At 31.0% G+C, this 22,822-nt stretch carries 20 protein-coding genes and 3 tRNA genes; 10 read left to right on the top strand and 13 right to left on the bottom strand.

All coding sequences use genetic code 11. The features are described 5' to 3' along the window. The first annotated feature begins 31 nt into the window (after nt 1-31). Entirely contained in the window at nt 32-253 is a 222-nt protein-coding gene (locus ACQ65T_RS05345) for a hypothetical protein (RefSeq protein WP_430400062.1), read from the top strand. 61 nt (nt 254-314) lie between these two features. Here the strand turns inward: ACQ65T_RS05345 and ACQ65T_RS05340 are convergent, their stop codons facing one another. The 5 genes from ACQ65T_RS05340 to mutS form a co-directional block, all read right to left on the bottom strand. Beyond that, a complete protein-coding gene (locus tag ACQ65T_RS05340; RefSeq protein WP_430400061.1) occupies nt 315-665 on the bottom strand; it encodes a DUF1508 domain-containing protein in 351 nt (116 codons plus the stop codon). A gap of 103 nt (nt 666-768) precedes the next feature. Then, a tRNA-Leu gene (locus ACQ65T_RS05335) sits at nt 769-854 on the bottom strand. A gap of 166 nt (nt 855-1,020) precedes the next feature. After that, nucleotides 1,021-1,106, bottom strand: a tRNA-Leu gene (locus ACQ65T_RS05330). A 27-nt stretch (nt 1,107-1,133) separates the two neighbouring features. Then, nucleotides 1,134-1,206 (bottom strand) — tRNA-Gly (locus ACQ65T_RS05325). Between the two features lie 134 nt (nt 1,207-1,340). After that, nucleotides 1,341-3,911, bottom strand: a complete 2,571-nt coding sequence (mutS, locus tag ACQ65T_RS05320; protein WP_430401332.1) for a DNA mismatch repair protein MutS — start codon at nt 3,909-3,911, stop codon at nt 1,341-1,343. A gap of 193 nt (nt 3,912-4,104) precedes the next feature. Here mutS and ACQ65T_RS05315 point away from each other — a divergent pair, with 193 nt between their 5' ends. Continuing rightward, nucleotides 4,105-4,632 (top strand): RNA methyltransferase, encoded by a 528-nt coding sequence (locus ACQ65T_RS05315; protein WP_430400060.1) that lies wholly within the window; start codon nt 4,105-4,107, stop codon nt 4,630-4,632. Between the two features lie 117 nt (nt 4,633-4,749). Then, nucleotides 4,750-4,923 (top strand): hypothetical protein, encoded by a 174-nt coding sequence (locus ACQ65T_RS05310; protein WP_430400059.1) that lies wholly within the window; start codon nt 4,750-4,752, stop codon nt 4,921-4,923. Here the strand turns inward: ACQ65T_RS05310 and folK are convergent. After that, nucleotides 4,920-6,050, bottom strand: a complete 1,131-nt coding sequence (folK, locus tag ACQ65T_RS05305) for a 2-amino-4-hydroxy-6-hydroxymethyldihydropteridine diphosphokinase (protein ID WP_430400058.1) — start codon at nt 6,048-6,050, stop codon at nt 4,920-4,922. The two genes, ACQ65T_RS05310 and folK, sit on opposite strands and share 4 nt — an antisense overlap. A 121-nt stretch (nt 6,051-6,171) precedes the next feature. On the opposite strand from folK, the gene sppA reads away from it, so the two are divergent. From sppA to ACQ65T_RS05290, 3 genes are all read left to right on the top strand, one after another. Beyond that, on the top strand, nt 6,172-7,938 hold the full coding sequence (gene sppA, locus ACQ65T_RS05300; protein WP_430400057.1) for a signal peptide peptidase SppA: 1,767 nt from the start codon (nt 6,172-6,174) through the stop codon (nt 7,936-7,938). A gap of 79 nt (nt 7,939-8,017) precedes the next feature. After that, nucleotides 8,018-8,728, top strand: coding sequence for a queuosine precursor transporter (locus ACQ65T_RS05295; RefSeq protein ID WP_430400056.1), 711 nt, complete (start codon nt 8,018-8,020; stop codon nt 8,726-8,728). Between the two features lie 97 nt (nt 8,729-8,825). Continuing rightward, nucleotides 8,826-11,456 (top strand): AsmA-like C-terminal region-containing protein, encoded by a 2,631-nt coding sequence (locus tag ACQ65T_RS05290; protein ID WP_430400055.1) that lies wholly within the window; start codon nt 8,826-8,828, stop codon nt 11,454-11,456. A 70-nt stretch (nt 11,457-11,526) separates the two neighbouring features. Here ACQ65T_RS05290 and ACQ65T_RS05285 read toward each other — a convergent pair whose 3' ends face one another. After that, nucleotides 11,527-12,318, bottom strand: a complete 792-nt coding sequence (locus ACQ65T_RS05285; protein ID WP_430400054.1) for a DUF2797 domain-containing protein — start codon at nt 12,316-12,318, stop codon at nt 11,527-11,529. 94 nt (nt 12,319-12,412) lie between these two features. On the opposite strand from ACQ65T_RS05285, the gene ACQ65T_RS05280 reads away from it, so the two are divergent. The 4 genes from ACQ65T_RS05280 to ACQ65T_RS05265 all read left to right on the top strand — a co-directional run bounded on the left by ACQ65T_RS05280 (nt 12,413) and on the right by ACQ65T_RS05265 (nt 16,016). After that, the gene (locus ACQ65T_RS05280) at nt 12,413-13,936 is read left to right on the top strand and encodes a GH3 auxin-responsive promoter family protein (RefSeq protein ID WP_430400053.1); all 1,524 of its coding nucleotides are present in this window, start codon (nt 12,413-12,415) and stop codon (nt 13,934-13,936) included. Between the two features lie 11 nt (nt 13,937-13,947). Then, a complete protein-coding gene (locus ACQ65T_RS05275; RefSeq protein ID WP_430400052.1) occupies nt 13,948-14,115 on the top strand; it encodes a hypothetical protein in 168 nt (55 codons plus the stop codon). Between the two features lie 189 nt (nt 14,116-14,304). Continuing rightward, nucleotides 14,305-15,879: an OmpA family protein gene (locus tag ACQ65T_RS05270; protein WP_430400051.1), complete on the top strand. Its 1,575-nt coding sequence runs from the start codon at nt 14,305-14,307 to the stop codon at nt 15,877-15,879. Between the two features lie 2 nt (nt 15,880-15,881). Further along, on the top strand, nt 15,882-16,016 hold the full coding sequence (locus ACQ65T_RS05265) for a hypothetical protein (RefSeq protein ID WP_430400050.1): 135 nt from the start codon (nt 15,882-15,884) through the stop codon (nt 16,014-16,016). Nucleotides 16,017-16,065: 49 nt separating this feature from the next. Here ACQ65T_RS05265 and clpX read toward each other — a convergent pair whose 3' ends face one another. The 6 genes from clpX to ACQ65T_RS05235 all read right to left on the bottom strand — a co-directional run bounded on the left by clpX (nt 16,066) and on the right by ACQ65T_RS05235 (nt 22,730). Beyond that, on the bottom strand, nt 16,066-17,298 hold the full coding sequence (clpX, locus tag ACQ65T_RS05260) for an ATP-dependent Clp protease ATP-binding subunit ClpX (RefSeq protein ID WP_430400049.1): 1,233 nt from the start codon (nt 17,296-17,298) through the stop codon (nt 16,066-16,068). A 78-nt stretch (nt 17,299-17,376) separates the two neighbouring features. Next, nucleotides 17,377-18,051 (bottom strand): ATP-dependent Clp endopeptidase proteolytic subunit ClpP, encoded by a 675-nt coding sequence (gene clpP / locus ACQ65T_RS05255; RefSeq protein WP_430400048.1) that lies wholly within the window; start codon nt 18,049-18,051, stop codon nt 17,377-17,379. A gap of 88 nt (nt 18,052-18,139) precedes the next feature. Beyond that, complete coding sequence (gene tig / locus ACQ65T_RS05250) at nt 18,140-19,465, bottom strand: trigger factor (RefSeq protein ID WP_430400047.1); 1,326 nt, start codon at nt 19,463-19,465, stop codon at nt 18,140-18,142. Nucleotides 19,466-19,566: 101 nt separating this feature from the next. Further along, the gene (locus tag ACQ65T_RS05245) at nt 19,567-19,911 is read right to left on the bottom strand and encodes a phage holin family protein (RefSeq protein ID WP_430401330.1); all 345 of its coding nucleotides are present in this window, start codon (nt 19,909-19,911) and stop codon (nt 19,567-19,569) included. A 70-nt stretch (nt 19,912-19,981) separates the two neighbouring features. Beyond that, nucleotides 19,982-21,478, bottom strand: a complete 1,497-nt coding sequence (locus ACQ65T_RS05240; protein ID WP_430400046.1) for a G-D-S-L family lipolytic protein — start codon at nt 21,476-21,478, stop codon at nt 19,982-19,984. 16 nt (nt 21,479-21,494) lie between these two features. After that, complete coding sequence (locus tag ACQ65T_RS05235) at nt 21,495-22,730, bottom strand: OmpP1/FadL family transporter (RefSeq protein WP_430400045.1); 1,236 nt, start codon at nt 22,728-22,730, stop codon at nt 21,495-21,497. Nucleotides 22,731-22,822 lie beyond the last annotated feature (92 nt).

Raw genomic sequence — 22,822 nt, 5'->3', positions numbered from 1 at the left:
AATTAATAATTAACCTTTTATAATTTTTAAGATGAAAAAAGTTGTTTTAAGCATGGCGTTAGTAGCTATGATGTTCGTATCTTGTAAAGAAGCTGAAGCTAACACTGAAGCTGTTGAAGAAACTGCTGTTGAGGCTGTTGAGGCTGTTGAAGAAACTGCTGTTGAAGCTGTTGATTCTGCTGCTGCTGTAGCTACTGAAGCTGTTGAAGCTGTTGAAGCTGCTGCTACTGAAGCTGTTGAAGCTGCTCACTAATAGCTAACGCTATAAAAAAATAAAGCTCCATTAATTGGAGCTTTTTTTATGCAATAAATTTTCAAAAATCATTAAATATATCAATATCAGCAGAAAAATCTAAAATTTCAGCCAAAGGCGCATATTTTAAAATTTCATTAATACTTTTCTCTAACATTAATTGAGTCGAAAACTTCCTGCTTATAGCCAACTCTTTCTCATCTAAAACAAGTCTAAAATAAAATTTCCCTCTTCCTGATTTAAATTTTAAAAAAACCACACTTTCCAAAGAATCTTGTAAATAAAGTATCTGTTCCTCGCACTCAAAACGTAATTCAAAACTATTACTCGTAAAAATAGTCTTCCCTTTTCGAGAAGTAAGTTCATATTTGTACATGTCATTTAATCGTTTTGTAATTACAAATGTTGCCATATCATATTTAAAACTGCAAAATAGCAATTAGAATTCAAAAAAGTCATATAAAATTAAAAGTATATAAATAAAAAAAGCTCCAAACAAAGTTTGAAGCTTTTAGTACTCAAGGCGGGACTTGAACCCGCACGGGTATTACTACCCACTGGATTTTAAGTCCAGCGTGTCTACCAATTCCACCACTCAAGCAAAATATTTTAAAAAGGTAGTTTTTTTTCAATAAACAAGAAAAAGTTATAATCAAACATTTTCCCTGATTGCGAGTGCAAATATAGCTATTTTATTTAAACTCACAAACGATTCAAGTAATTAATTTAAACAAAAAAAAGCTCCAAACAATGTTTGAAGCTTTTAGTACTCAAGGCGGGACTTGAACCCGCACGGGTATTACTACCCACTGGATTTTAAGTCCAGCGTGTCTACCAATTCCACCACTCAAGCAAAATATTTTAAAAAGGTAGTTTATTGAGCGAAAAACGGGGCTCGAACCCGCGACCTCGACCTTGGCAAGGTCGCGCTCTACCAGCTGAGCTATTTTCGCGTAATCTATTTTTAAGAACTTAGCAACTCGGTTATCTCTTATTGCGGATGCAAATATAACACCTATTTTATTTTTTACAAGTACTTTTTGCAAAAAAATATAAAATTAAACTTAATGGATTGATTCCTAAATAATTATTTTTTAATCAGCATTCGTTTTATTTCATTTAGCTTCATTAAAGCCTCCACAGGGGTTAATGTATTGATATCAATATTCATAATTTCTTCTTTAATTTCTTCCAATAAAGGGTCATCTAAATTAAAGAAACTCAGTTGTAATTCGTCTTCTGTTTTAATTCCAGAACCGCTTAAATTCTCTCCAGAATGGTCTTTCTCTAATTTCTTTAGTATTTTTTGTGCTTTTTGAATTACCGTCTGGGGCATTCCAGCCATTTTAGCAACATGAATACCAAAACTATGTGCACTTCCGCCTTTTACCAATTTACGAATGAATAAAACGGTATCCTTTAATTCTTTTACGGAAACATTATAATTTTGAATTCGGTCAAACAACACTTCCATTTCATTCAATTCATGATAATGCGTTGCAAATAAAGTTTTTGGTTTATTTGGGTGCTCGTGTAAATATTCGGCAATAGCCCAAGCAATAGAAATTCCATCATATGTTGAAGTTCCTCTTCCAATTTCATCTAATAACACCAAACTACTTTCAGAAATATTATTCAAAATAGAAGCTGTTTCATTCATTTCGACCATAAAAGTAGATTCACCCATTGAAATATTATCGCTCGCACCTACTCTAGTGAAGATTTTATCCACAATTCCCATCCTAACAGCCTCTGCCGGAACAAAACTTCCCATTTGAGCTAAGAGCACAATTAAAGCCGTTTGGCGTAAAATAGCCGACTTACCAGACATATTTGGACCGGTAATCATTATCATTTGTTGGGTTTCTCTATCTAAATAAACATTATTAGAAATATAAGGAACCCCAACAGGTAATTGTTTTTCAATTACTGGATGACGGCCTTCTGTTATTTCTAAATCAAAACCATCAACAATTTCTGGTCTTGAGTAATTGTTTTCTATTGCTAATTGTGTAAACGAATTCAAACAATCTAATTGGGCTATCAAATTAGCATTCAACTGAACCGGCTTTATGTAAGTTCCCATCCAATTGACCAACTGTTCAAATAATTGTCCCTCCAGCTGTTGAATTTTTTCTTCAGCGCCAAGAATTTTAGATTCGTATTCTTTTAATTCTTCCGTAATATATCTTTCGGCATTTACTAAAGTTTGCTTTCGAATCCAATCTTCAGGAACTTTATCTTTATGCGTATTTCTAACTTCAATATAATAGCCAAAAACATTATTGAAAGCGACTTTTAAAGATGTAATTCCCGTTTTTTCGCTTTCTCTTTGCTCTAAATCTTCCAGAAAACCTTTCCCTTTGGATGAAATAGCGCGTAAATCGTCTAATTCTTCATTAACACCTGTAGCAATTGCATTTCCTTTACTTATAGCAACTGGCGCGTCTTGATTTAAAGTAGTTGAGATTTTTTCACGAAGCAAATCGCAAGCATGCAAGCTATCACCAATTACTTTTAGTGATTCATTTTTACTCGCTAAAGCCAAAGTTTTAATTGGAATAATAGCATCTAAAGAGTCTTTTAAATAATTAATTTCTCTAGGTGAAATTTTTCCGGTTGCTACTTTAGAAATCAAACGTTCCAAATCGGAAATCTGTTTGATTTGATATTGTATTTTTTGTAAATCTTCTTTGTTCTCTTTTAAATAATCAACAACTTCATGACGGCTTTTAATACGTGTTGCATCTTTTAAAGGTAATGCTAACCATCGCTTTAACAAACGCGAGCCCATTGGCGAAAGCGTTTTATCGATTACATCTAGAAGCGTAACCGCATTTACATTGGTAGAATGATACAATTCTAAATTCCGAATCGTAAATCGGTCCATCCAAACATAAGCATCTTCTGCAATACGTTGAATGTTTGTGATGTGTTGAATTTTATTATGTTGAGTTTCTGATAAATAATATAAAATTGCACCTGAAGCAATGACTCCTTCTAGCAATTCTTCAATTCCGAAACCTTTTAACGAAACCGTTTGAAAATGTTGCGTTAAACACTCAAAAGCATAATCTTCTTTAAAAACCCAATCTTCTAAATAAAACGTTTGGAAATCTTCTCCAAAAATTTCTTTAAATTGAACTCTATTTTGTTTAGGAATTAAAACTTCGCTTGGATTGAAATTTTGCAATAATTTATCAATATATTCTTCATTTCCTTGCGCTGTTAAAAATTCACCTGTAGAAACATCTAAAAAGGAAATTCCAAGATTTTTTTTACCAAATGAAACCGAAGCCAAAAAGTTATTCGACTTAGCTTGTAAAACCTCATCGTTCATTGAAACACCAGGTGTAATTAATTCGGTCACTCCTCGTTTCACAATAGTTTTTGTCATTTTTGGGTCTTCTAATTGGTCGCAAATAGCTACTCGAAGTCCGGCTTTGACCAATTTAGGCAAATAAGTATTAATAGAATGGTGAGGAAAACCCGCCAAAGCAGTTTCACTATCAGAACCAGCACCACGTTTAGTCAATGTAATTCCTAAAATTTTAGCTGCACGAATAGCATCTTCACCAAAGGTTTCGTAAAAATCACCTACACGAAACAACAAGCAAGCATCAGGATATTTTGCCTTAATGCCATTGTATTGCTTCATTAATGGAGTTTCTTTTTTCTCTTTAGGTGCTGCTGCTTTTTTCGCCACAATTCAATTATTTAAAATACTGTTTGCGAAGTTACGAAAATCAAGTGCAATTGCAATTGGAAAAATCCATGACAAATTCAAAAAGCAATTTCAATAACAAAATACAATTTCAACTTTGTATCTTTGGGACTTTGAAACCTGAAAAATGAAAAAATTAGCAAACGAAGAACTCAATAGAATTAGTAAAGAAGAATTTAAATCTGCTAAAAAAACACCTCTTATCATTATCTTAGATGACATAAGAAGCTTGCACAATATTGGTTCGGTATTTAGAAGCTCTGATGCTTTTTTGGTTGAGAAAATATATTTGTGCGGAATCACAGCTGTACCACCAAACAAGGAAATCCATAAGACTGCTTTGGGAGCTACAGAAACCGTTACTTGGGAACATGCTGAAAATGTTTTAGATGTTATTGAAAAATTAAAACAAGAAAACGTTGCTATTTACGCTATTGAACAGACTGAAAACTCAATTATGTTGAATGATTTTCAACCTGAACTTAATAAAAAACATGCTTTAATTTTTGGCAATGAAGTTAAAGGTGTTAACCAAAAAGCAATAAATGCAAGCAATGGTGTTATTGAAATTCCACAATTAGGAAGCAAACATTCGTTAAATATTTCAGTAAGTGCAGGAATTGTAATTTGGGATTTATTTCAGAAAATAAAATAGAAAAAAGAGGAAAGAACAAAGAAAAAAGACTCGTAGTTTGTCTTACTGAACTTGTTTCAGTATCTCAACTCAACATTTAGAAACTGAAATAAATTCAGTTTGACAAAAATAAAATTTATGAAAATTGGACCGTTATCAATACTTATTTTATTAATTTCATTTGGAATTATGATGTCTACAATTTTAGATTGGATTCCGAATAATCCATTAACAAACTATAAACTAATTGCAGCATTACAGTTTATAATTGTTGGACGCTTAATTGTTACAAAACAAAGAAAAAAACATTAAATTTTCTTATTTATTTCATTCAATAAAAAAACATAGTCTTCTTGCTTTTTTACAAAATCCAAATCAGAAACATCAATAATCAAAACATTTAAATCGGTTTGCGTTTTGATATAATCCAAATAACCGCGATTAATTTTTTCTAAGTAATCAGCTGGAATTTCTTGTTCGTAACTTCTACCACGCTTTTTAATATTCTCCAAAAGACGTTCAGTATTCTGATACAAATAGACATACAAATCAGGCTTTGGCATTTCTTTGTGTATAATATCAAACATGGTTTTATACAAACGGAATTCATCTTCTTGCAAGGTAACCTTTGCAAAAATTAACGATTTAAAAATATGATAATCGGCCACAACAAAATCTTTAAACAAATCAAATTGAGCTAAATCATCAGATAATTGCTGATATCTATCAGCTAAAAAAGACATTTCTAAGGGAAAAGCATAACGCGATTGATCTTTGTAAAATTTTGGCAAAAAAGGATTATCGGCAAAACGCTCTAAAACCAATTTTGCATTACAATCATTTGCTATTTTAGTTGCTAAAGTTGTCTTTCCTGCACCAATATTTCCTTCAATTGCAATATAGTTTAACTGCTGAACATTTAATTCTTCAATCGGAGAAACTAACTTATAAACCTCCACACATTTACTATCATCTGAACTTGAAGTTAATAACTCTGAAACTGATTTCTTTAAAACTGGATGTTCCCAATTCAAATTCAAATCGTTCATAGGATACAAAACAAAATTTCTGTTTTGCATTTCAGGATGTGGCACTTTCAAAGATTCTGTTTCAATAATTTCTTCATTTATCGAAATAATATCAATATCAATAACCCTTGCTTCATAATTTTGAGAATCCTTTCGAACTCTTCCTAATTTTTTTTCTAAACCTAATAAAGAAGAAAGTAGTTTTTGAGGTGATTTTGAAGAATGAATTACTACTGCACAATTATAAAAAGGTTCGCTTTCAAAACCCCAAGAAGGAGTTTCATAAACCTTAGACACCTTTACAACAGCAGCAACTGTTTTATGAATAGTATCAATGCATAGCTGAATAGCTTTTAACCTATCGCCTAAATTACTTCCTATAGATAATACAATTTTATTTTGACTCTTCATTGGAAGCAAAATAACAAACAATTTTAATTTTATGAATTACCTTTTTTGTTTTTTTATGAACATGTAACATTTTAACATTTAGTAAGACATATATGTATAATATTAAAAAGTACATTTAACGATGAAATTTATAAGTAATGTTTTAGCTACGATAATTGGAATATTCTTATTCTGCATGCTATTTTTCTTTGGAATAATGGTAATTGGAGCTGTTTTTGGAGGAGATGATGACGCTGTAAAAGTTAAAAAAAATTCAGTAATTGAATTAGACTTATCAGAGGTTTCACTTGATTATGCAGGAAAAATAAACTTTAAAGATTTTAATTATTTTGAAACCAATCACAATGGCTTAACAGATGTTTTAAACGCAATTGAGAATGCAAAAACTGACGATAAAATTAAAGGGATTTCAATTTTAAAAAATCAAACAGGCTTAGGTTTAGCTCAAAGCCAAGCCATTAGAAAAAAACTAGCCGAATTCAAAAAATCAGGAAAATTCGTAGTTGCATATTCGGATTTTTTAACACAAAAAGATTATTATTTAAATTCGATTGCAGATACCGTTTATTTGAATCCTATAGGCGAACTTGATTTTAAAGGCCTTTCTTCTGAAGTATTATACATGAAAGAATTACAAGAAAAAACAGGGATAAAAATGGAAGTTATTCGTCATGGAAAATATAAGAGTGCCGTTGAGCCTTATTTGAAACAAGAGATGAGTCCAGAAAACAGAGAACAAATAACAGTTCTTTTAAATTCGGTTTGGAATACTATTGTGTCAGATATTTCAAACAGCAGAAATATACCTAAAGACAGCTTAAATGCAATAGCAAATTCATTAAATGCAAGAACTCCAGAATTGGCGCTTGCAAATAATTTGATTGATAAAATTGCCTATGAAGATGAATATCATAATGCTATTAAAACAAAATTAAAAGTTTCGAAAAGTGAAGATTATAATATTATAAGCATATTAGATTATGCTAAAAACAATGCAACATCGGTTTCAGATTTTTCTAAAAAAGACATAATTGCTGTAATTTATGCTCAAGGGGAAATTAGAGGAGGAGAAGGAGAAGTAAACATTATTGGAGAGGGATCAATTAAGCGTTCATTAAAAGCTGCTCGAGAAGATAAAAATGTAAAATCAATTGTACTAAGAGTTGATAGTCCAGGAGGAAGTGCTTTAACATCTGAATTAATATGGAGAGAAATTGAATTGACAAAAAAAATAAAACCTGTTGTAGTTTCTATGGGTAATGTTGCTGCTTCTGGCGGATATTATATTGCTTGTAATGCAAATACAATTTTTGCAGAGCAAAGTACAATTACTGGCTCTATTGGTGTTTTTGGAATGCTTCCTAACATGTCGACTCTAGCCAAAAACATTGGCATAAATGCCGAACAAGTTAAAACACATGATAACGCTTCTGGCTATAGTTTATTTGAACCAATTGATGAGAACTTCAAAAAATTTACTTTAGAAAGTATTGAAACAATTTATGAAACCTTCTTGAAACGTGTTGCCGAAGGAAGAAACATGACAACTGCGCAAGTAGACTCAATAGCTCAAGGAAGAGTTTGGACAGGAACTGACGCACTAAAATTAGGTTTAGTAGATAAAATTGGCGGACTTGAAGACGCCATCAAACATGCTGCAAGTTTAGGGAAAACAAAGTCGTATGCTATTGAAAACTATCCTGAATATGAACAAAGTTTTGAAGATTTACTAAATAATCTTACAGGAATTTCAATATTTCAATCGAAAGAAGCCTTGTTAAGAGAGCATCTTGGTGAAGAAAGTTATTTATTAATTCAACAAATTAAAAAAGCAAATCAACTAAAAGGAGTTCAAGCATTAATGCCCTTTGAGTTGAGAATAAATTAAGAATTAAACATTAGTTAAAAAGCTATTTCAGAAACGGAATAGCTTTTTTTGTAGGCTTTGTTTTTATACTTTTGAATTCATGAACGTCAAAGAAAAGCTATTAGCACAAAAAATTTACTTTATTCTTGGTGGGCTTTTCATCAGCTCATTAGTTGTTTCAAATTTAATTTTTCAAAAATTCTTTTACTGGTATCCTTTTGGAAAAGAGTTTACACTTTTTGGATCCAATTTATTTGAAATCTCTGTTGGAATAATCCCTTACCCTATTACTTTTCTTGTAACCGATATTATTTCAGAAATTTACGGACGTAAAAAAGCAAATCAAGTAGTAACTACAGGAATTTTTGCATCGATATTTTCATTAGGTATTATTTACATCGCAAATTTTGTTCCAGCAATTGAAAACTCTCCTGTTTCAAATGAATTATTTTCGAAAGTTTTTGGACAAACCGCACTTGCTGTTCTTGCTTCAATGACTGCTTATTTAGCGGCTCAATATATAGACATTCAAGTTTATCATTTTTGGAAAAAACTAACCAAAGGTAAAATGCTTTGGTTGCGCAATAACTTTTCAACAATTACCTCACAAGCAGTAGATACATTTTCTGTGTTATTATTATTGTGTTTCTTCGAAATTTTACCTTGGAGCATCTTTTGGAAACTATTTATTAGCGGTTTTACTTTTAAATTAATGATTGCTCTTTTTGACACACCATTAATGTATTTAGCAGTGTTTTTGTTTCAGAAAAAATTCAAAATAAAAGACGGAGAAGAAATAAATATCGATTAATTGATAATTTTATCATAAAGACATCTAAAAAAATTGAAATTGGTATTACTTTTGTGAGTAATTAAAATGCATTTAACTCACAAAAACAAAGATTGTTATGTCTAAAAAAATCAATTTTAAAAAAGTCTTTATTGGTTTAGGTATTTTCCTTTTTTTATCGATAACTGCACTTGCAGCTATTCCTTTTTTATTTAAAGACAAAATTCAAGCATTGGTTTTAAAAACAATCAATGAAAATGTAGATGCAACAGTTGCTTTTGAAAATGTTGACTTGAGTTTGTTTAAAAGTTTTCCAAATGCAAATGTTACTATAGACAAACTTAGTATTATTAATAAAGCACCATTTGCAGGAGACACATTATTTTACTCTGGTGAATTAAACCTTAAAATGAGTATTAAAGAACTTTTTAAAAGCGATAACGAACCTATGGCTTTAGAAAGTTTTAGTAGTCAAAATGCAGTTGCAAATATCATTTTTAACAAAGATGGATTAGGTAATTTCGACATTGCTTTGAAAGACAATAAAGCAGAAGACGCTTCAGAAAGTAAGCCATTTAGTTTAGATATTCAAAGTTATGAAATTAAAAACCTTCGATTATCTTATTGGGATCAAGGTTCAAATATAAAAATGGTTTTAGACAGTTTAAATCATGTTGGAAAAGGAAATTTTGCCGAGCAAAAATTAGATCTAGACACCAAAACAAATACAAAATTATCTTTTGAGATGGAAGGTAATAAATACATGAATAATGTATCCCTTTCATTAGAAGCCGTTTTAGGAATTGATTTAGAGAAAAGCAAATATGAATTTAAAGACAATAAGGCCTTGATCAATCAATTACCATTAGAGTTCAATGGATTTATACAAATGGTAGAAGATGGACAATTATATGATTTAACATTCAAAACTCCAACTTCTGACTTTAAAAACTTTTTAGGTTTAATTCCTGAAGCTTACTCAGGAAGTATAAGCCAAGTTAAAACTACTGGAGAATTTAAAGTTTCAGGTAAAGTAGACGGAAAATTATCTGACAACACTATTCCAAAATTCAATATAGAATTAGCTTCAAACAATGCTTCTTTTCAATATCCAGATTTACCAAAATCAGTTAAAAACATCATCATAGACACTCACATTGTTAATGAAACTGGCTTAATGAATGATACTTATGTAAATTTAGATAAGCTTTCATTTTCAATTGATCAAGATGTTTTCAATGCGAAAGCCAATATTAAAAATATTGCTACAAACGCTTTAGTAAATGCCGAGTTAAAAGGCATTGTTAACTTAGCAAATGTTACAAAAGCATATCCTATTAAATTAGACAAGCCTTTAACTGGAATTTTAAAAGCAGACGTTGTAACTAAGTTTGACATGAAATCAGTAGAAACTAGTCAATATCAAAACATCTCTAATGCAGGAACTATTTCATTAACAGGCTTTAATTATGAAGGACCCGAAATGGCAAAACCTTTTAAAATTAATCAAGCCACTATTGCTTTCAATCCTAATCAAATTAAATTAAATGCATTTGACGCAAAAACTGGAGATTCAGATATTCAAGTAACTGGTGCTTTAGATAACTTTTACGGCTTTATGTTTAAAAACCAAGTATTGAAAGGAAATTTCAATATGAATTCTAATAAATTAGTAGTTTCCGATTTTATGGCGCCAACCACAGCAACTACTGAAGAAGGTAAAAAAACGACTGAAGCAGTAAAAATCCCTTCATTCTTAGATTGCAGTTTAACAGCAAAAGCTAACGCAGTTGTTTACGACAATTTAAATTTAAAAGATGTATCCGGAAATTTAATAATTAAAGATGAGGCCATAGCACTTAACAATTTAAAAATGGGTGTTTTTGGAGGTCAAATTGGTTTAACAGGAACTGTTTCAACAAAAGGAAATACTCCAAAATTCAATATGAGTTTAGGATTAAATTCTGTAAACGTTGCTGAATCTTTTTCTCAATTAGATATGCTAAAATCAATTGCACCTATTGCAAATACAATTAGTGGAAAATTAAATTCTACAATAAATTTATCTGGAGATTTAACAAATGACATGACTCCAAATCTAAAAACCATTTCTGGAGATTTATTAGGACAACTTATGGAATCTAAAGTAAATGCAAATAACTCTCAATTATTAACTGCCTTAGGTTCTAATGTAAAATTTATAGATGTGTCTAAATTGAATTTAAATGATATTAAAGCAGCTCTTACTTTTAAAGACGGTAAAGTTGCAGTAAAACCATTTAATTTAAAATATCAAGATATTAACATGCAAATTGGCGGGACTCATGGTTTTGATCAGACGATGGATTACAATGTTAAATTTGATGTTCCTGCAAAGTACTTAGGTCCAGAAGTGAACAACCTAATTGCAAAATTAACCCCTGCTGATGCTGCAAAAATTGAAAACATTCCTGTAAATGCATTATTAGGAGGAAACTTTAGCAGCCCAAAAGTAACTACCGATATGAAACAAGCAACAGGAAACTTAGTCACTCAATTGGTAAAAATGCAAAAAGACAAACTAGTAGGCCAAGGCACAAGTGCATTAACTAATTTATTAGGCGGAAATAACGCAAATCAAAGTAGCGCAAATGCAACAAATGACTCAACCAAGACAACGACTCCTAAAACACCAACAAAAGACGACATTAAAACGGGAGTAAAAGATGTTATTGGCGGTTTCTTAAGCGGAAAAAAGAAAAAAGAATAATACATTTATAAAACGTAAAAAATCCCATTTCTAATTAGAAATGGGATTTTTTTATACTATCATTTAAATATTAAACTTCTATTTTTACTACAATTCCTTCGTTACTTCTAATGTTAAAAACTGTTCCGTCTTCAAACAACAAATATTGACCTTTAATTCCATTTACTTTCCCTGTGAAAGACGGTGTTTTTTCAAGGTTTAAACTGTTAATCTTAGCTGGATAATTCTCAATTGGGAAGTCTATTTTATATAATTCTTGCTCTTTGGCAAAATAAGGTTTGATTTCTTCAGGTAACCATTGCAAAACATTATTTCGCTCAGTAACTAAATCAACATCAGGAACATTATTCTTTAGCATTTTTTGCCAGCTTGTTTTGTCAGCAAAATGATCCTTTAAAGCAACTTCTGTAATTCCAGCTAAATAACGGTTTGGCACTTCAACAATAGGAATAGCTTGTATTGCACCTTGATCTATCCAACGAGTTGGAACTTGAGTTTTTCGTGTCACTCCTACTTTCACATCACTTGATAAAGCTAGATAAACAATGTGTGGTTGCAATTGAACACGTTTTTCATATTCCAAATCCCTATCTTCAATATCCAAATGAGCTGTACTTAATTCAGGTCGAATGATCCAATCTCCTACAGATGCACTACTCGTAAAACAGTCGTAACAATACCCTTGTCTAAAAATCTTCTTTTCTTTTCCACAATTTAAGCATTGATAACCCTGAAATGAAATTTCTATTTCTTTACCAATTAGTTGATTCACGTTCAAGAAACTATCTTTAAATACTAAATAATATTGAATAGGGCTTAAAAATTCAGTTTGCATTTTTTGTAAGACGCCTTGATATGTCATTCCACTTAAAGTTTTAATGTTATAGTCGAAAAAATAAAAAAATTGTTATTTTTGGTAAAGTTATCATTCATAACGCATAATTCATAATTAAAAAATGGCATTACCAATAATTAATTCTATTGCAACTTGGATTTTAAAAAAACGAATTCATCAGATTGAATTGTTCATTAAATATCCTAATGAAGTACAAGAAGAATTACTTTTTAATTTATTAAAAACTGCCGAAAACACAGTTATTGGTAAAGAGCATGAATTCTCTTCTATTAAGAACTACAAAACTTTTTCTGAAAGAGTGCCTGTGTCTACTTATGAAGAACTTGCTCCTATGATTAAGCAGACTAGAAAAGGTGCTCAAAATGTTTTTTGGCCCACAAACATAAAATGGTTTGCAAAATCAAGTGGTACAACAAATGCAAAAAGTAAATTTATACCTGTTAGTAATGAAGCTTTAGAAGGTTGTCATTACAAAGCGAGTAAAGATTTATTGTGTTTGTATTTAAACAATAATGAAGATTCTCAAATGTTTTTGGGAAAAAGCCTTCGCTTAGGTGGAAGTAAACAAATGTATGAGAACAATAATACTTTTTTTGGCGACTTATCTGCTATACTGATAGACAATATGCCTGTTTGGGCAGAATTCAGCTCTACTCCTAGTAGTAGAGTATCTCTAATGAGTGATTGGGAAACAAAGTTACCTGCCATTATTAACGAGACCATTAATGACAATGTTACTAGCTTAGCCGGTGTTCCAAGTTGGATGTTAGTTCTTTTAAACAAAGCACTTGAAGAAACTAGCAAGGAAAGTATTCTAGACATATGGCCAAATGCAGAAGTATATTTTCATGGTGGAGTTAATTTTGAACCTTATAAAGAGCAGTACAAAAAATTGTTTCCAAAGGATAACTTTAAATATTATGAAATTTATAACGCGTCAGAAGGCTTTTTTGCAATCCAAGATTTAAATAATTCAAGTGAACTGCTTTTAATGCTTGACTATGGAATATTTTATGAGTTTATTCCTATGGATACATTTGGTACAAAAAATCAAAAAACAATACCTCTAAGTGAAGTAGAAATTTATAAAAACTATGCTATTGTTATTACTACAAACTCCGGCCTGTGGAGGTATTTAATTGGAGACACCATTCGTTTTACATCTTTAAGTCCGCATAGAATTATGGTAACCGGAAGAACAAAACACCATATAAATGTTTTTGGAGAAGAATTAATGGTTGAAAATACAGACAAAGCAATTGCAATTACCTCAAAAGAATTTGATTGCGAAGTGATTGATTATACCGTCGCACCTATCTTTATGAACGGAAGAGAAAAAGGAGCTCATGAATGGATTATAGAGTTTAAGAAAAAACCAGATGATATTCAAAAATTTAGTATATTGCTAGACAGCACATTACAAGAACTAAATTCAGATTATGAAGCAAAAAGAAATAATAACATTACTCTAAACCCTTTAAAGATAAATGTTGCTAGTGAAGGGCTATTTTATAAATGGCTCAAAAATCAAAATAAACTTGGTGGACAAAATAAAGTACCTCGTTTATCAAATGAGCGTAATTATTTAGAATCAATATTAGGAGTTCAAGAGCAATTAACCTAAAAAAAAAAGCAATGAAAAAGAGAACAGTTATTACAGGGATATTAGGAATTTTACTACTAATATCATGTGGCCCAAAAAGATATGGATGCGGACCTAACAGAAGATGTGAAATTCAACAAAATTCAACAAAAACGCCATTAGAAAAACAATCATTCAAAAAAGAGGCTGTAAACAGCTAATTAATTATACTATTCTCAAAAATCAATACGATTTAGTTTGCACTAAATCGTATTTTTTTGCATATCATCGTTAATTCTAACAAAAAATAAAAAAAAAGTTAGAAAAATGTTTCAATTCAAAAATTAACCTATATTTTTGCCACCGTTTTAAGTAAAACTATTTAATAAACAGAAACTTAGAAAATATTTATGAAATTTATCACAAAAATTACGACATTAACCCTTTTAATTAGTTCTTCACTATTCGCACAAGAACCACAACGTTTAGACGGAAAAGACTCAATTATTAATGTAATTAACGCATCTACTAAAGGTGTGCGTTATGTTTTAAATGATACTGGAATAAACTCTGAGTTAAACGAAGTTGGTACTTCTTTTTTTAAAAACAAATACATTATTTTGTCTAATAAAAAAAGAAGGCATTATGAAACTACTATTAATGAAAAAACAAACACACCTAACAACAACCTATATTGTGTTGATGTAAAAGAAAATGGAGATTTATCTTTTCCTTTATTATTTTCAAGTGTAATTGACTCAAAGGATAACGAAGGTTCTATTGCTTTTTCACCAGATGAAAAAACAGTTTATTACACTCAAGAAAACCCTGAAAAAGAAGGTAAATTAGAATTATACAAAGCTACTTTAGACCTTAATTCTAAAGATTATTGGACAGACATTAAAAAGGTAAATTTAGTTCCTGATGGATATTCAGTTGAAACGCCGAGCGTATCTCCCGACGGGAAAAAAATATTTTTTGCCTCGAACATACCAGGTGGACTTGGAGGGTACGATTTATATGAAGCTTCAATAAATGAAGACGGAACATACGGGAAACCTATCAACTTAGGTCCAAATGTAAATACTTCAGAAGATGAAAAATTCCCAAACATAACAGCAGATAACAAACATTTATATTTTTCTTCAAAAGGACATATGAATATTGGTGGATATGATGTTTTTAGATCTTCAATTGTAGACGGAAAATATTTAGAAGCACTTAATTTAGGAGTTTCATTGAACTCTAGAAGAGATGATTTAGCATTTGTTTTAGTTTCAGAAGACAAAGGGTATTTATCAACTGATAAATCTCATTCTGGTAATTTTGATATTTTAAAGTTTGAAGTAAAACACTTAGACAAAACTGCTCCAACATATACTATTGTTGAGCAATTATCTCAAGTTCCATTACCAAATGCGAAAATCATTATTAAAAATGAATTTGGTGAAGTTATTAATGAAACTGTTTCTGATGAAAATGGAAAAATAAAAATTCCTTTAAACCCTATTTCTTACAACTTTATTACTGTTGAAAAAGAAGGTTATGAACCGTTTACTAGTAGATTTACTTCTGAAAACTTATTGAGTGATCCTATTCAACTTAAGCAGAAAAAAGCGGAAATTACTGCTGATGCTATTGTAATTGAAAATATTTTATTTGCATTCGATAAAGATTTAATTAAAGCTGAATCTGAATTATCGTTAAACAAAATTGTTGAAGTATTAAATCAATTCCCAGAAATGACTTTAACCATCAACGCACATACAGATAATAAAGGATCTGATAAATACAACTTAGCGTTATCGCAAAGAAGAGCTAAATCAACAGTAACGTATTTAATTTCTAAAGGGATTGCAAAGGAGAGACTTACATACAAAGGTTATGGTGAATCTAAACCTTTAAACTACTGCACAAATTGTACACCAGAACAAGACCAAGCAAATAGACGTGTTGAATTCAAAATTAATAAATCAAAAAAATAGAGATGAGAAAAGGAATTATTGTATTAGCATTATCTAGTACTGCACTATTAACATCATGCTCAAGCGGATGGAGTTGTAAAGCAAGCTATGTTAAAAACAACAAGTCTAAGGAAATTGAAAAGACTAAAGACGCATAAAAATAAAAAAGCCCGCTATAGCGGGCTTTTTTATTTTATATTAATACTGTCATGAAGCAGTTTTCAGCCTCTGTAATAAATTTTTATTTAAACTATGTTCTGCAAATTGTTTATCAACATTTAAGTCAGTTTCAGAAGAACTAGGCAAATCATACATGGCATCAGTTAAAATAGCTTCACACAATGAACGAAGACCTCGTGCTCCTAACTTATACTCTAATGCTTTTTCAACTATAAAATCTAATGCTTCTTCTTCAATTGTAAAAGCAACATCATCCATTTCAAATAATTTTTGATACTGTTTGATTAAAGCATTCTTTGGCTCTGTTAAAATAGCCCTTAAAGTTTTAGCATCTAACGGATCCATATGAGTTAGAACAGGTAATCGACCTATTATTTCTGGAATCAAACCAAAATCTTTTAAATCTTTAGGAATAATATATTGAAGTAAATTATCCTTGTCAATATTTTCTGCACTTATAGAAGAACTATATCCAACCGCTTGACGATTTAATCTTTTAGAAATTACTTTATCAATACCATCAAATGCGCCACCAGCTATAAATAAAATGTTTTGAGTATTTACCTCAACGAATTTTTGATCTGGATGCTTTCTCCCTCCTTTTGGCGGAACATTAACAACAGTTCCTTCAAGCAACTTTAACAATGCTTGTTGAACACCTTCTCCAGAAACATCTCTCGTAATTGATGGATTATCACTCTTACGAGCAATTTTGTCAATCTCATCAATAAAAACAATACCTCTTTCAGCTTTAGCTACATCATAATCCGCAGCTTGTAATAAGCGAGTTAAAATACTTTCTACATCTTCTCCTACATAACCAGCTTCAGTTAAAACAGTTGCATCAACAATCGCCAAAGGTACATTTAACATCTTAGCAATTGTTTTTGCTACTAATGTTTTTCCAGTTCCTGTTTGTCCAACCATGATAATATTAGATTTTTCAATCTCTACATCATCATCTGTTTGTTTTTGCAATAATCTTTTATAATGGTTATAAACCGCTACACTCATTACTTTTTTAGTTTGATCTTGTCCAATTACATAATCATCTAAAAAAGCTTTAATTTCTTTTGGTTTAAGCAAAACAGTATCTGCTAGCAAATCGGTATTACCTGTTTGTTTAATTTCTTCTAAAACTATTCCATGTGCTTGCTCAATACATTTATCGCAAATATGCGCATCAATCCCAGCAATCAACAAACTAGTTTCTGGCTTTTTCCTACCGCAAAATGAACACTCTAAAATTTCCTTCGCCATCTTTATTCTTGGTTTTGGGTTATTGGCTTTGGGTTATTAGCAAACTAATACCTAATACCCTAGCCCTATTCCCTCTTTTTAACTTCTTACTAAAACTTCATCAATCATTCCGTATTCTTTTGCTTCACTAGCAATCATCCAGTAATCTCTATCACTATCATTATGAACTTTATCAATTTCTTGACCAGAATGCTTCGCTATAATTTCATATAGTTCACCTTTTAATTTGATGATTTCACGAGCAGTGATTTCGATATCAGAAGCTTGACCTGATGCTCCTCCAAGTGGTTGATGAATCATCACTCTTGAATGAGGCAAAGCACTTCTCTTCCCAGCAGCACCAGCACATAATAAAACCGCTCCCATTGAAGCTGCCATACCAGTACAAATTGTAGCCACATCTGGCTTAATAAACTGCATAGTATCGTAAATACCTAGACCTGCATAAACACCTCCACCTGGAGAATTTACATAAATTTGAATGTCTTTAGATGCATCCAAACTTTCTAAAAACAACAATTGAGCTTGTACTATATTTGCAATTTGATCGTCAATTCCTGTCCCTAAAAAGATAATTCTATCCATCATTAAACGTGAAAAAACGTCTAACTGAGTTACATTCATTTGGCGTTCTTCCATAATATATGGAGTCATACCTATTGGAGTAATTTTACTTACGATTTTATCGTAATACATATTGTTTATTCCGTGGTGCTTAGTAGCGTAATTTTTAAATTCTTTTCCGAAATTCATATTGACTTTACTTTTATGTATTGTTTAAACTAAGAACGTCAAACTTATTTAAGCCTGACGTTCAAAGATAATTATTTTTTATGAGAATTTATTCTCCGTACATTTCTTTTACAAATTGTTCATAAGAAACATCTTTTGCTTTTGCAGCAACTTTATCTTTAAATAACTCAAGCATTTTAGCGCTCATTACTTGCTCAGACAATCTCTTAGCCTCTTCTTGATTAGAAAGCACTCTTGCAACAATTCCTTCAACTTCTTCATCAGTTGGGTTTAATTGTCCAAACTGAGCCATTTGTTGTTTGATTAAAACTGATGTATGTGCTTTTAAATCTTCAAATTTGATTTGCAAATCATTTCCTGCAATAATCTTACCTTCAATTAGTTGATAACGTAAACCTTTCTCTGATTTTTCGTACTCTTCATTAGCTTGCTCAACAGTTAAGGGGTTTTCCCCAGCAGACATAATCCATTTTTTTAAAAATTCAGCAGGCAAATCGAATTTTGTGTTCTCAATTAAGTTTTCAATTACATCACTTAAGAATTTTTGATCTGCTTGTTGAGCAAATTGTCCTTCTGCATCTTCTTTAATCTTAGCTTTTAATTCATCTACAGAAGAAATTGTTCCTTCTCCGAATAATTTATCAAACAATTCTTGATTTAATTCAGCCTTTTCAACGTTGTTAATTTCTTCAATAGTAAAGTTTACTACAATATCTAAACCATGAACATTGTCATGATCTACTTTTAAATAATCCATTAATTTATGGTCATCATCAAATAAACCTTTTGTAGATAATTCAACAATATCACCGACTTTCTTGCCAATGAATAATTTAGCTGTTTTTTTATCACCAAAAATATCTAATGTAATATTTGTTGTGTTATTGATATTTGCTTCTTCATTTGAAAAAGTACCTCTTAATGTAAAATCTTGTTCAACTTTATCTTGAGGAATTAATTTACCATATTGCTTTTGAATACGCTCAACTTGTTCGTTTAGCATTTTTTCATCTGCTATAATGTTAAATTTATTTACTTTTTTCACAGAAGCTAAATCTACATTGAATTCTGGAGCTAAGCCTAATTCAAATTCAAAAGTAAAATCTTCTTTTTCCCAATTAAAATCTTCAGTAATTTTAGGCAATGGATTTCCAAGTATATCTAATTTCTCTTTAACTAAGTAATCATTTAAAGACGATTGTAAAATTTTATTTACCTCATCTAAAAGAACTGCTTTTCCGTATTGTTTTTTAATCATCCCAGCTGGAACTTCTCCTTTTCTGAAACCTGGTATATTAGCATTTTTTCTATAATCTGCTAATATTTTTTCAACTTTACTAGAATAATCTTCTTTAGAAATCGCAACTGTAACAACAGCATTTAACGCATCTACATTTTCTCTTGTAATATTCATTTTATATTATTTAAAGGTCATAAAATTTGGGTTGCAAAATTATACATTTTTTCCAACTCAAACAAGTTTTTAATTATTTGAATTTCAATTGTCTAAAAAAATTATTTCTCTGAAATAAAAATTCCATTCATGACAGATTGACTTAATGAGAGCAGTATACTAAATATAAAAGCACTCCAAAAACCATCAACAAGAAACCCATCTACTAAATAGTCTCCAACTAAAATTACTACTGCATTTATTACTAATAAAAACAGACCTAAAGTAAATATTGTCGCAGGTAGCGTTAGCAGAATAAGAATAGGCTTTAAGAAAGCGTTTAGAATACCTAGTACTAATGCAACCCACAAAGCTGATGTATAATCTTGAACAGAAATTCCTGGTAAAAAATGAGCCAGAACAACAACTAAAATAGTTGTAATAATAAGTCTAATTAATATATTCATATCTATTTGATTTAAGTATATAAAAAAAGGCACCAAAAATGGTGCCTTTTTTAAATTTTATTAAATTTTATTAGTTTGATGGCAGAATTGTAGCTCCAGGGAATCCAGCCGCACTAACTAATGGAATATTAGCATTATAAAAAGAGTTAATAACTTTGATTATTTCATTAGAAATAACGGCATAACCTCTTGCATTAGGATGAACTCCATCTAAAGAGAACAAAACACTTGATGCTGTAGTTGAAGAAAAATAATTAGCTGTATAAATCGTTCCATCTTCAACAGTTAATCCTCCTTTTAACTTTGTCATGATAGCATTCATATCTGCTACAGCAATGTTTTTTGACGCTGCTATTGAAACAATTGCACTATTATAAGCCGCAGTTGCATTTGCAACTAACATTTTTTCATCTTTAGACAAAATCCATTGATCAGCTAAAGGAACACTTACTCCGTTAACTTGTAAAGGATCACCTCCTACTAATGTCCCAATAAAAGACATAGCTGGTAAAACGACTAAATCATTATAAGTAGCATGACGATATGAAGGAAGCCCTAAGCCCGATAAATCAGTCAAATACTCATCAACCATTACCACAGCATTCTTACCCGCTTTAAAGTTAATTATTCTACTTGCGAATTCTTCACGAGTAATAAAACTATTGTCATATGCAACTCTTAATCCAGCATTATATGCTGCATAACCAGAATTTAGCTGAGATGCTGTTGCAGCATCTAATGGAACTGCATTATAAGGAACTGTTGTAAAATAAGGAATTGCTGTAACTTCTGGAATTGTAGCTACAACTCCTTTAGCTCCACCTGAAGTCAAAGTATTTACTAACGTAGAATAAACACTAGCAAAAACTTGAGGATCAGTTATGTCATTAGATCCATAAGTTGCAGGATTTAAATTTCCTAATTGATCAACTCCTAATCCACCAGAAGTAGCGAATGATAAAACATCGTTATTTCCTATCCAGTTAGTAAAAAAAGTTGGATTCATTTGCATTGCATCTCCTAAAACTGTTGCAGTTGCAGAAGTAGCATGACGAACAAAATAAGGATTAGACTGACCTAAAGCAACGCCAGCAATATTTCCATATCCTGCAGAAAGCAAGTGGAATGATTTAGCACCGGGAACTCCCATATTGTGATATGGAGTAGCTTGTAAATTTGAAACTTCAATAGTTGAAGACCCTGCAATATTTTCAGGCCCACCAGCAGAAGCATCAATTACAAGTCTTGTACCTGCAATAGGAAATCCTCCTAAAGTTAATCCTCCTAAATTATCAACATCATCAGCAAATGATGGTTGTGTAAACATTCCACCACCAACAACTGCGAATTGACCTGCAAGAGTATTAGGAAAAGAATATGATTGACCTACTCTAGAAACAGACCCATCCATATATCCTGCAGTTAATGAATTACCTACAGCAACATAAGAAGAAAAATCAGCATCTCCAGAAGTGTAACTTGCGTCTGAAACTTCGTTCTCAAATTCTGGCTCACAAGAAATAAAACCTGCAGCCAAAACAGCTAAGTATATAAATTTATTTTTCATTATCATTTTTTTTAAATTAGAAACTATAAGTTACACCTACACCAGGTGAAAATACACTAGATTTATAAGTACCTCCAAAACTACTTCCATCATTAAAATGGTCATACGAGTTGTCAATTTCGTCAAAGTGCAAGTAAAGGAATGAGAAATCAACTCCTAATTTTTTGTTAACTTGATATGTTAAACCACCTGTGAATCCCATAGAATCATTTCTTGGAGTTTCTGGTGCAAAGTAACCATCCTGTACTGGACTTTCATCAAAATACCATCCAGCTCTAAATGTGAATTTTTCTGTAGCAGCATATTGCGTTCCCACTCTATAAGTACTAGCGTTTTTATAATTTCTTGGATTAACAGAAGTAGGTAATCCGTTATTAAACTCAACATCTAATGATTTATATACATTCCAAAGAGTGTAATTATAATCAAATGCTAACAACCATTTATCAGTAACTTGATAAGACAGACCTGTTGTTAATTCTCCTGGTAATGGTAAATCAGCATTAAAAGTAGTATTTGTCAATGTACCAGCAGCATAAGCAGGAACATCACTAAAAGTTGCATCACCATCTCTAGCCTCCATAATAATTTCTGAACGATAGTTAACCCCTAATCTTAATTTATCAGTTGGATTAAACATAAATCCAGCGGTATAACCCCAAGCAGTGATTCCTTTTGCACTAATAGATAAATCTGTTCTGTTTCCGTCTTCATCAGTAGTTGTTCTATCAACATTTCTATTAAAATCAACTGAACCAGTAACATATATTGGACCTCCACCTATACTAAATTTTTCTCCAATTCTAACAGAAACAGTAGGTTGAACAAAAATAGCCTTTAAATCGATATTATTTACTAAGTGAGATCCTTGCCAATCTTGATCCCATTCTACAGCACTTCCATATGGAGTATAAATTGCCATACCTGCTGTTAACCAATCATTAATTTTATACGTTGCATAAACATTAAATGGAGTACCCAAATTACTAGTTGAAGCTGTCCAATTATACGTAGAATTTTGAAATTTTGTTTCTGCAAAAAGCGCATTAGCTCCTACAGACAAATTAAATTTATCTTCTAAAAAAGACATACCTGCAGGGTTAAAGAATGTAACCTCAGCACTATTAACCACAGCAACACCAGTGTGCCCCATAGCTAATTGTTTTTGACCTTGTATAGCTACTCTGTATCCACCGGCAAAAGCAGTAGAGCCCGCCAAGGCTAATAATGTTAAAGAAAGTAATTTTCTCATAATTTTAAAATGTGTTAGTTTTATTCTGAATTTATTCAAATCAATTATTCAAAATTATAATAAAATATGGAATTACCAATATTTTGTTAAAA

It is taken from the genome of Flavobacterium sp., assembly GCF_965284515.1.
Lineage (GTDB): Bacteria > Bacteroidota > Bacteroidia > Flavobacteriales > Flavobacteriaceae > Flavobacterium.
This window is presented reverse-complemented; position numbering and strand designations above follow the sequence as displayed.

What these genes read in the sequence shown, in the direction of transcription:
- tig (WP_430400047.1), bottom strand. Translation starts at nt 19,465, where the DNA reads ATGAATATTACAAGAGAAAATGTAGATGCGTTAAATGCTGTTGTTACA.
- ACQ65T_RS05265 (WP_430400050.1), top strand. Translation starts at nt 15,882, where the DNA reads ATGAGAAAAGGAATTATTGTATTAGCATTATCTAGTACTGCACTATTA.
- ACQ65T_RS05345 (WP_430400062.1), top strand. Translation starts at nt 32, where the DNA reads ATGAAAAAAGTTGTTTTAAGCATGGCGTTAGTAGCTATGATGTTCGTA.
- sppA (WP_430400057.1), top strand. Translation starts at nt 6,172, where the DNA reads ATGAAATTTATAAGTAATGTTTTAGCTACGATAATTGGAATATTCTTA.
- ACQ65T_RS05280 (WP_430400053.1), top strand. Translation starts at nt 12,413, where the DNA reads ATGGCATTACCAATAATTAATTCTATTGCAACTTGGATTTTAAAAAAA.
- ACQ65T_RS05295 (WP_430400056.1), top strand. Translation starts at nt 8,018, where the DNA reads ATGAACGTCAAAGAAAAGCTATTAGCACAAAAAATTTACTTTATTCTT.
- clpX (WP_430400049.1), bottom strand. Translation starts at nt 17,298, where the DNA reads ATGGCGAAGGAAATTTTAGAGTGTTCATTTTGCGGTAGGAAAAAGCCA.
- ACQ65T_RS05285 (WP_430400054.1), bottom strand. Translation starts at nt 12,318, where the DNA reads ATGACATATCAAGGCGTCTTACAAAAAATGCAAACTGAATTTTTAAGC.
- ACQ65T_RS05235 (WP_430400045.1), bottom strand. Translation starts at nt 22,730, where the DNA reads ATGAGAAAATTACTTTCTTTAACATTATTAGCCTTGGCGGGCTCTACT.
- ACQ65T_RS05240 (WP_430400046.1), bottom strand. Translation starts at nt 21,478, where the DNA reads ATGAAAAATAAATTTATATACTTAGCTGTTTTGGCTGCAGGTTTTATT.
- clpP (WP_430400048.1), bottom strand. Translation starts at nt 18,051, where the DNA reads ATGAATTTCGGAAAAGAATTTAAAAATTACGCTACTAAGCACCACGGA.
- ACQ65T_RS05310 (WP_430400059.1), top strand. Translation starts at nt 4,750, where the DNA reads ATGAAAATTGGACCGTTATCAATACTTATTTTATTAATTTCATTTGGA.
- ACQ65T_RS05275 (WP_430400052.1), top strand. Translation starts at nt 13,948, where the DNA reads ATGAAAAAGAGAACAGTTATTACAGGGATATTAGGAATTTTACTACTA.
- folK (WP_430400058.1), bottom strand. Translation starts at nt 6,050, where the DNA reads ATGAAGAGTCAAAATAAAATTGTATTATCTATAGGAAGTAATTTAGGC.
- ACQ65T_RS05245 (WP_430401330.1), bottom strand. Translation starts at nt 19,911, where the DNA reads ATGAATATATTAATTAGACTTATTATTACAACTATTTTAGTTGTTGTT.
- ACQ65T_RS05270 (WP_430400051.1), top strand. Translation starts at nt 14,305, where the DNA reads ATGAAATTTATCACAAAAATTACGACATTAACCCTTTTAATTAGTTCT.
- ACQ65T_RS05315 (WP_430400060.1), top strand. Translation starts at nt 4,105, where the DNA reads ATGAAAAAATTAGCAAACGAAGAACTCAATAGAATTAGTAAAGAAGAA.
- mutS (WP_430401332.1), bottom strand. Translation starts at nt 3,911, where the DNA reads ATGAAGCAATACAATGGCATTAAGGCAAAATATCCTGATGCTTGCTTG.
- ACQ65T_RS05290 (WP_430400055.1), top strand. Translation starts at nt 8,826, where the DNA reads ATGTCTAAAAAAATCAATTTTAAAAAAGTCTTTATTGGTTTAGGTATT.
- ACQ65T_RS05340 (WP_430400061.1), bottom strand. Translation starts at nt 665, where the DNA reads ATGGCAACATTTGTAATTACAAAACGATTAAATGACATGTACAAATAT.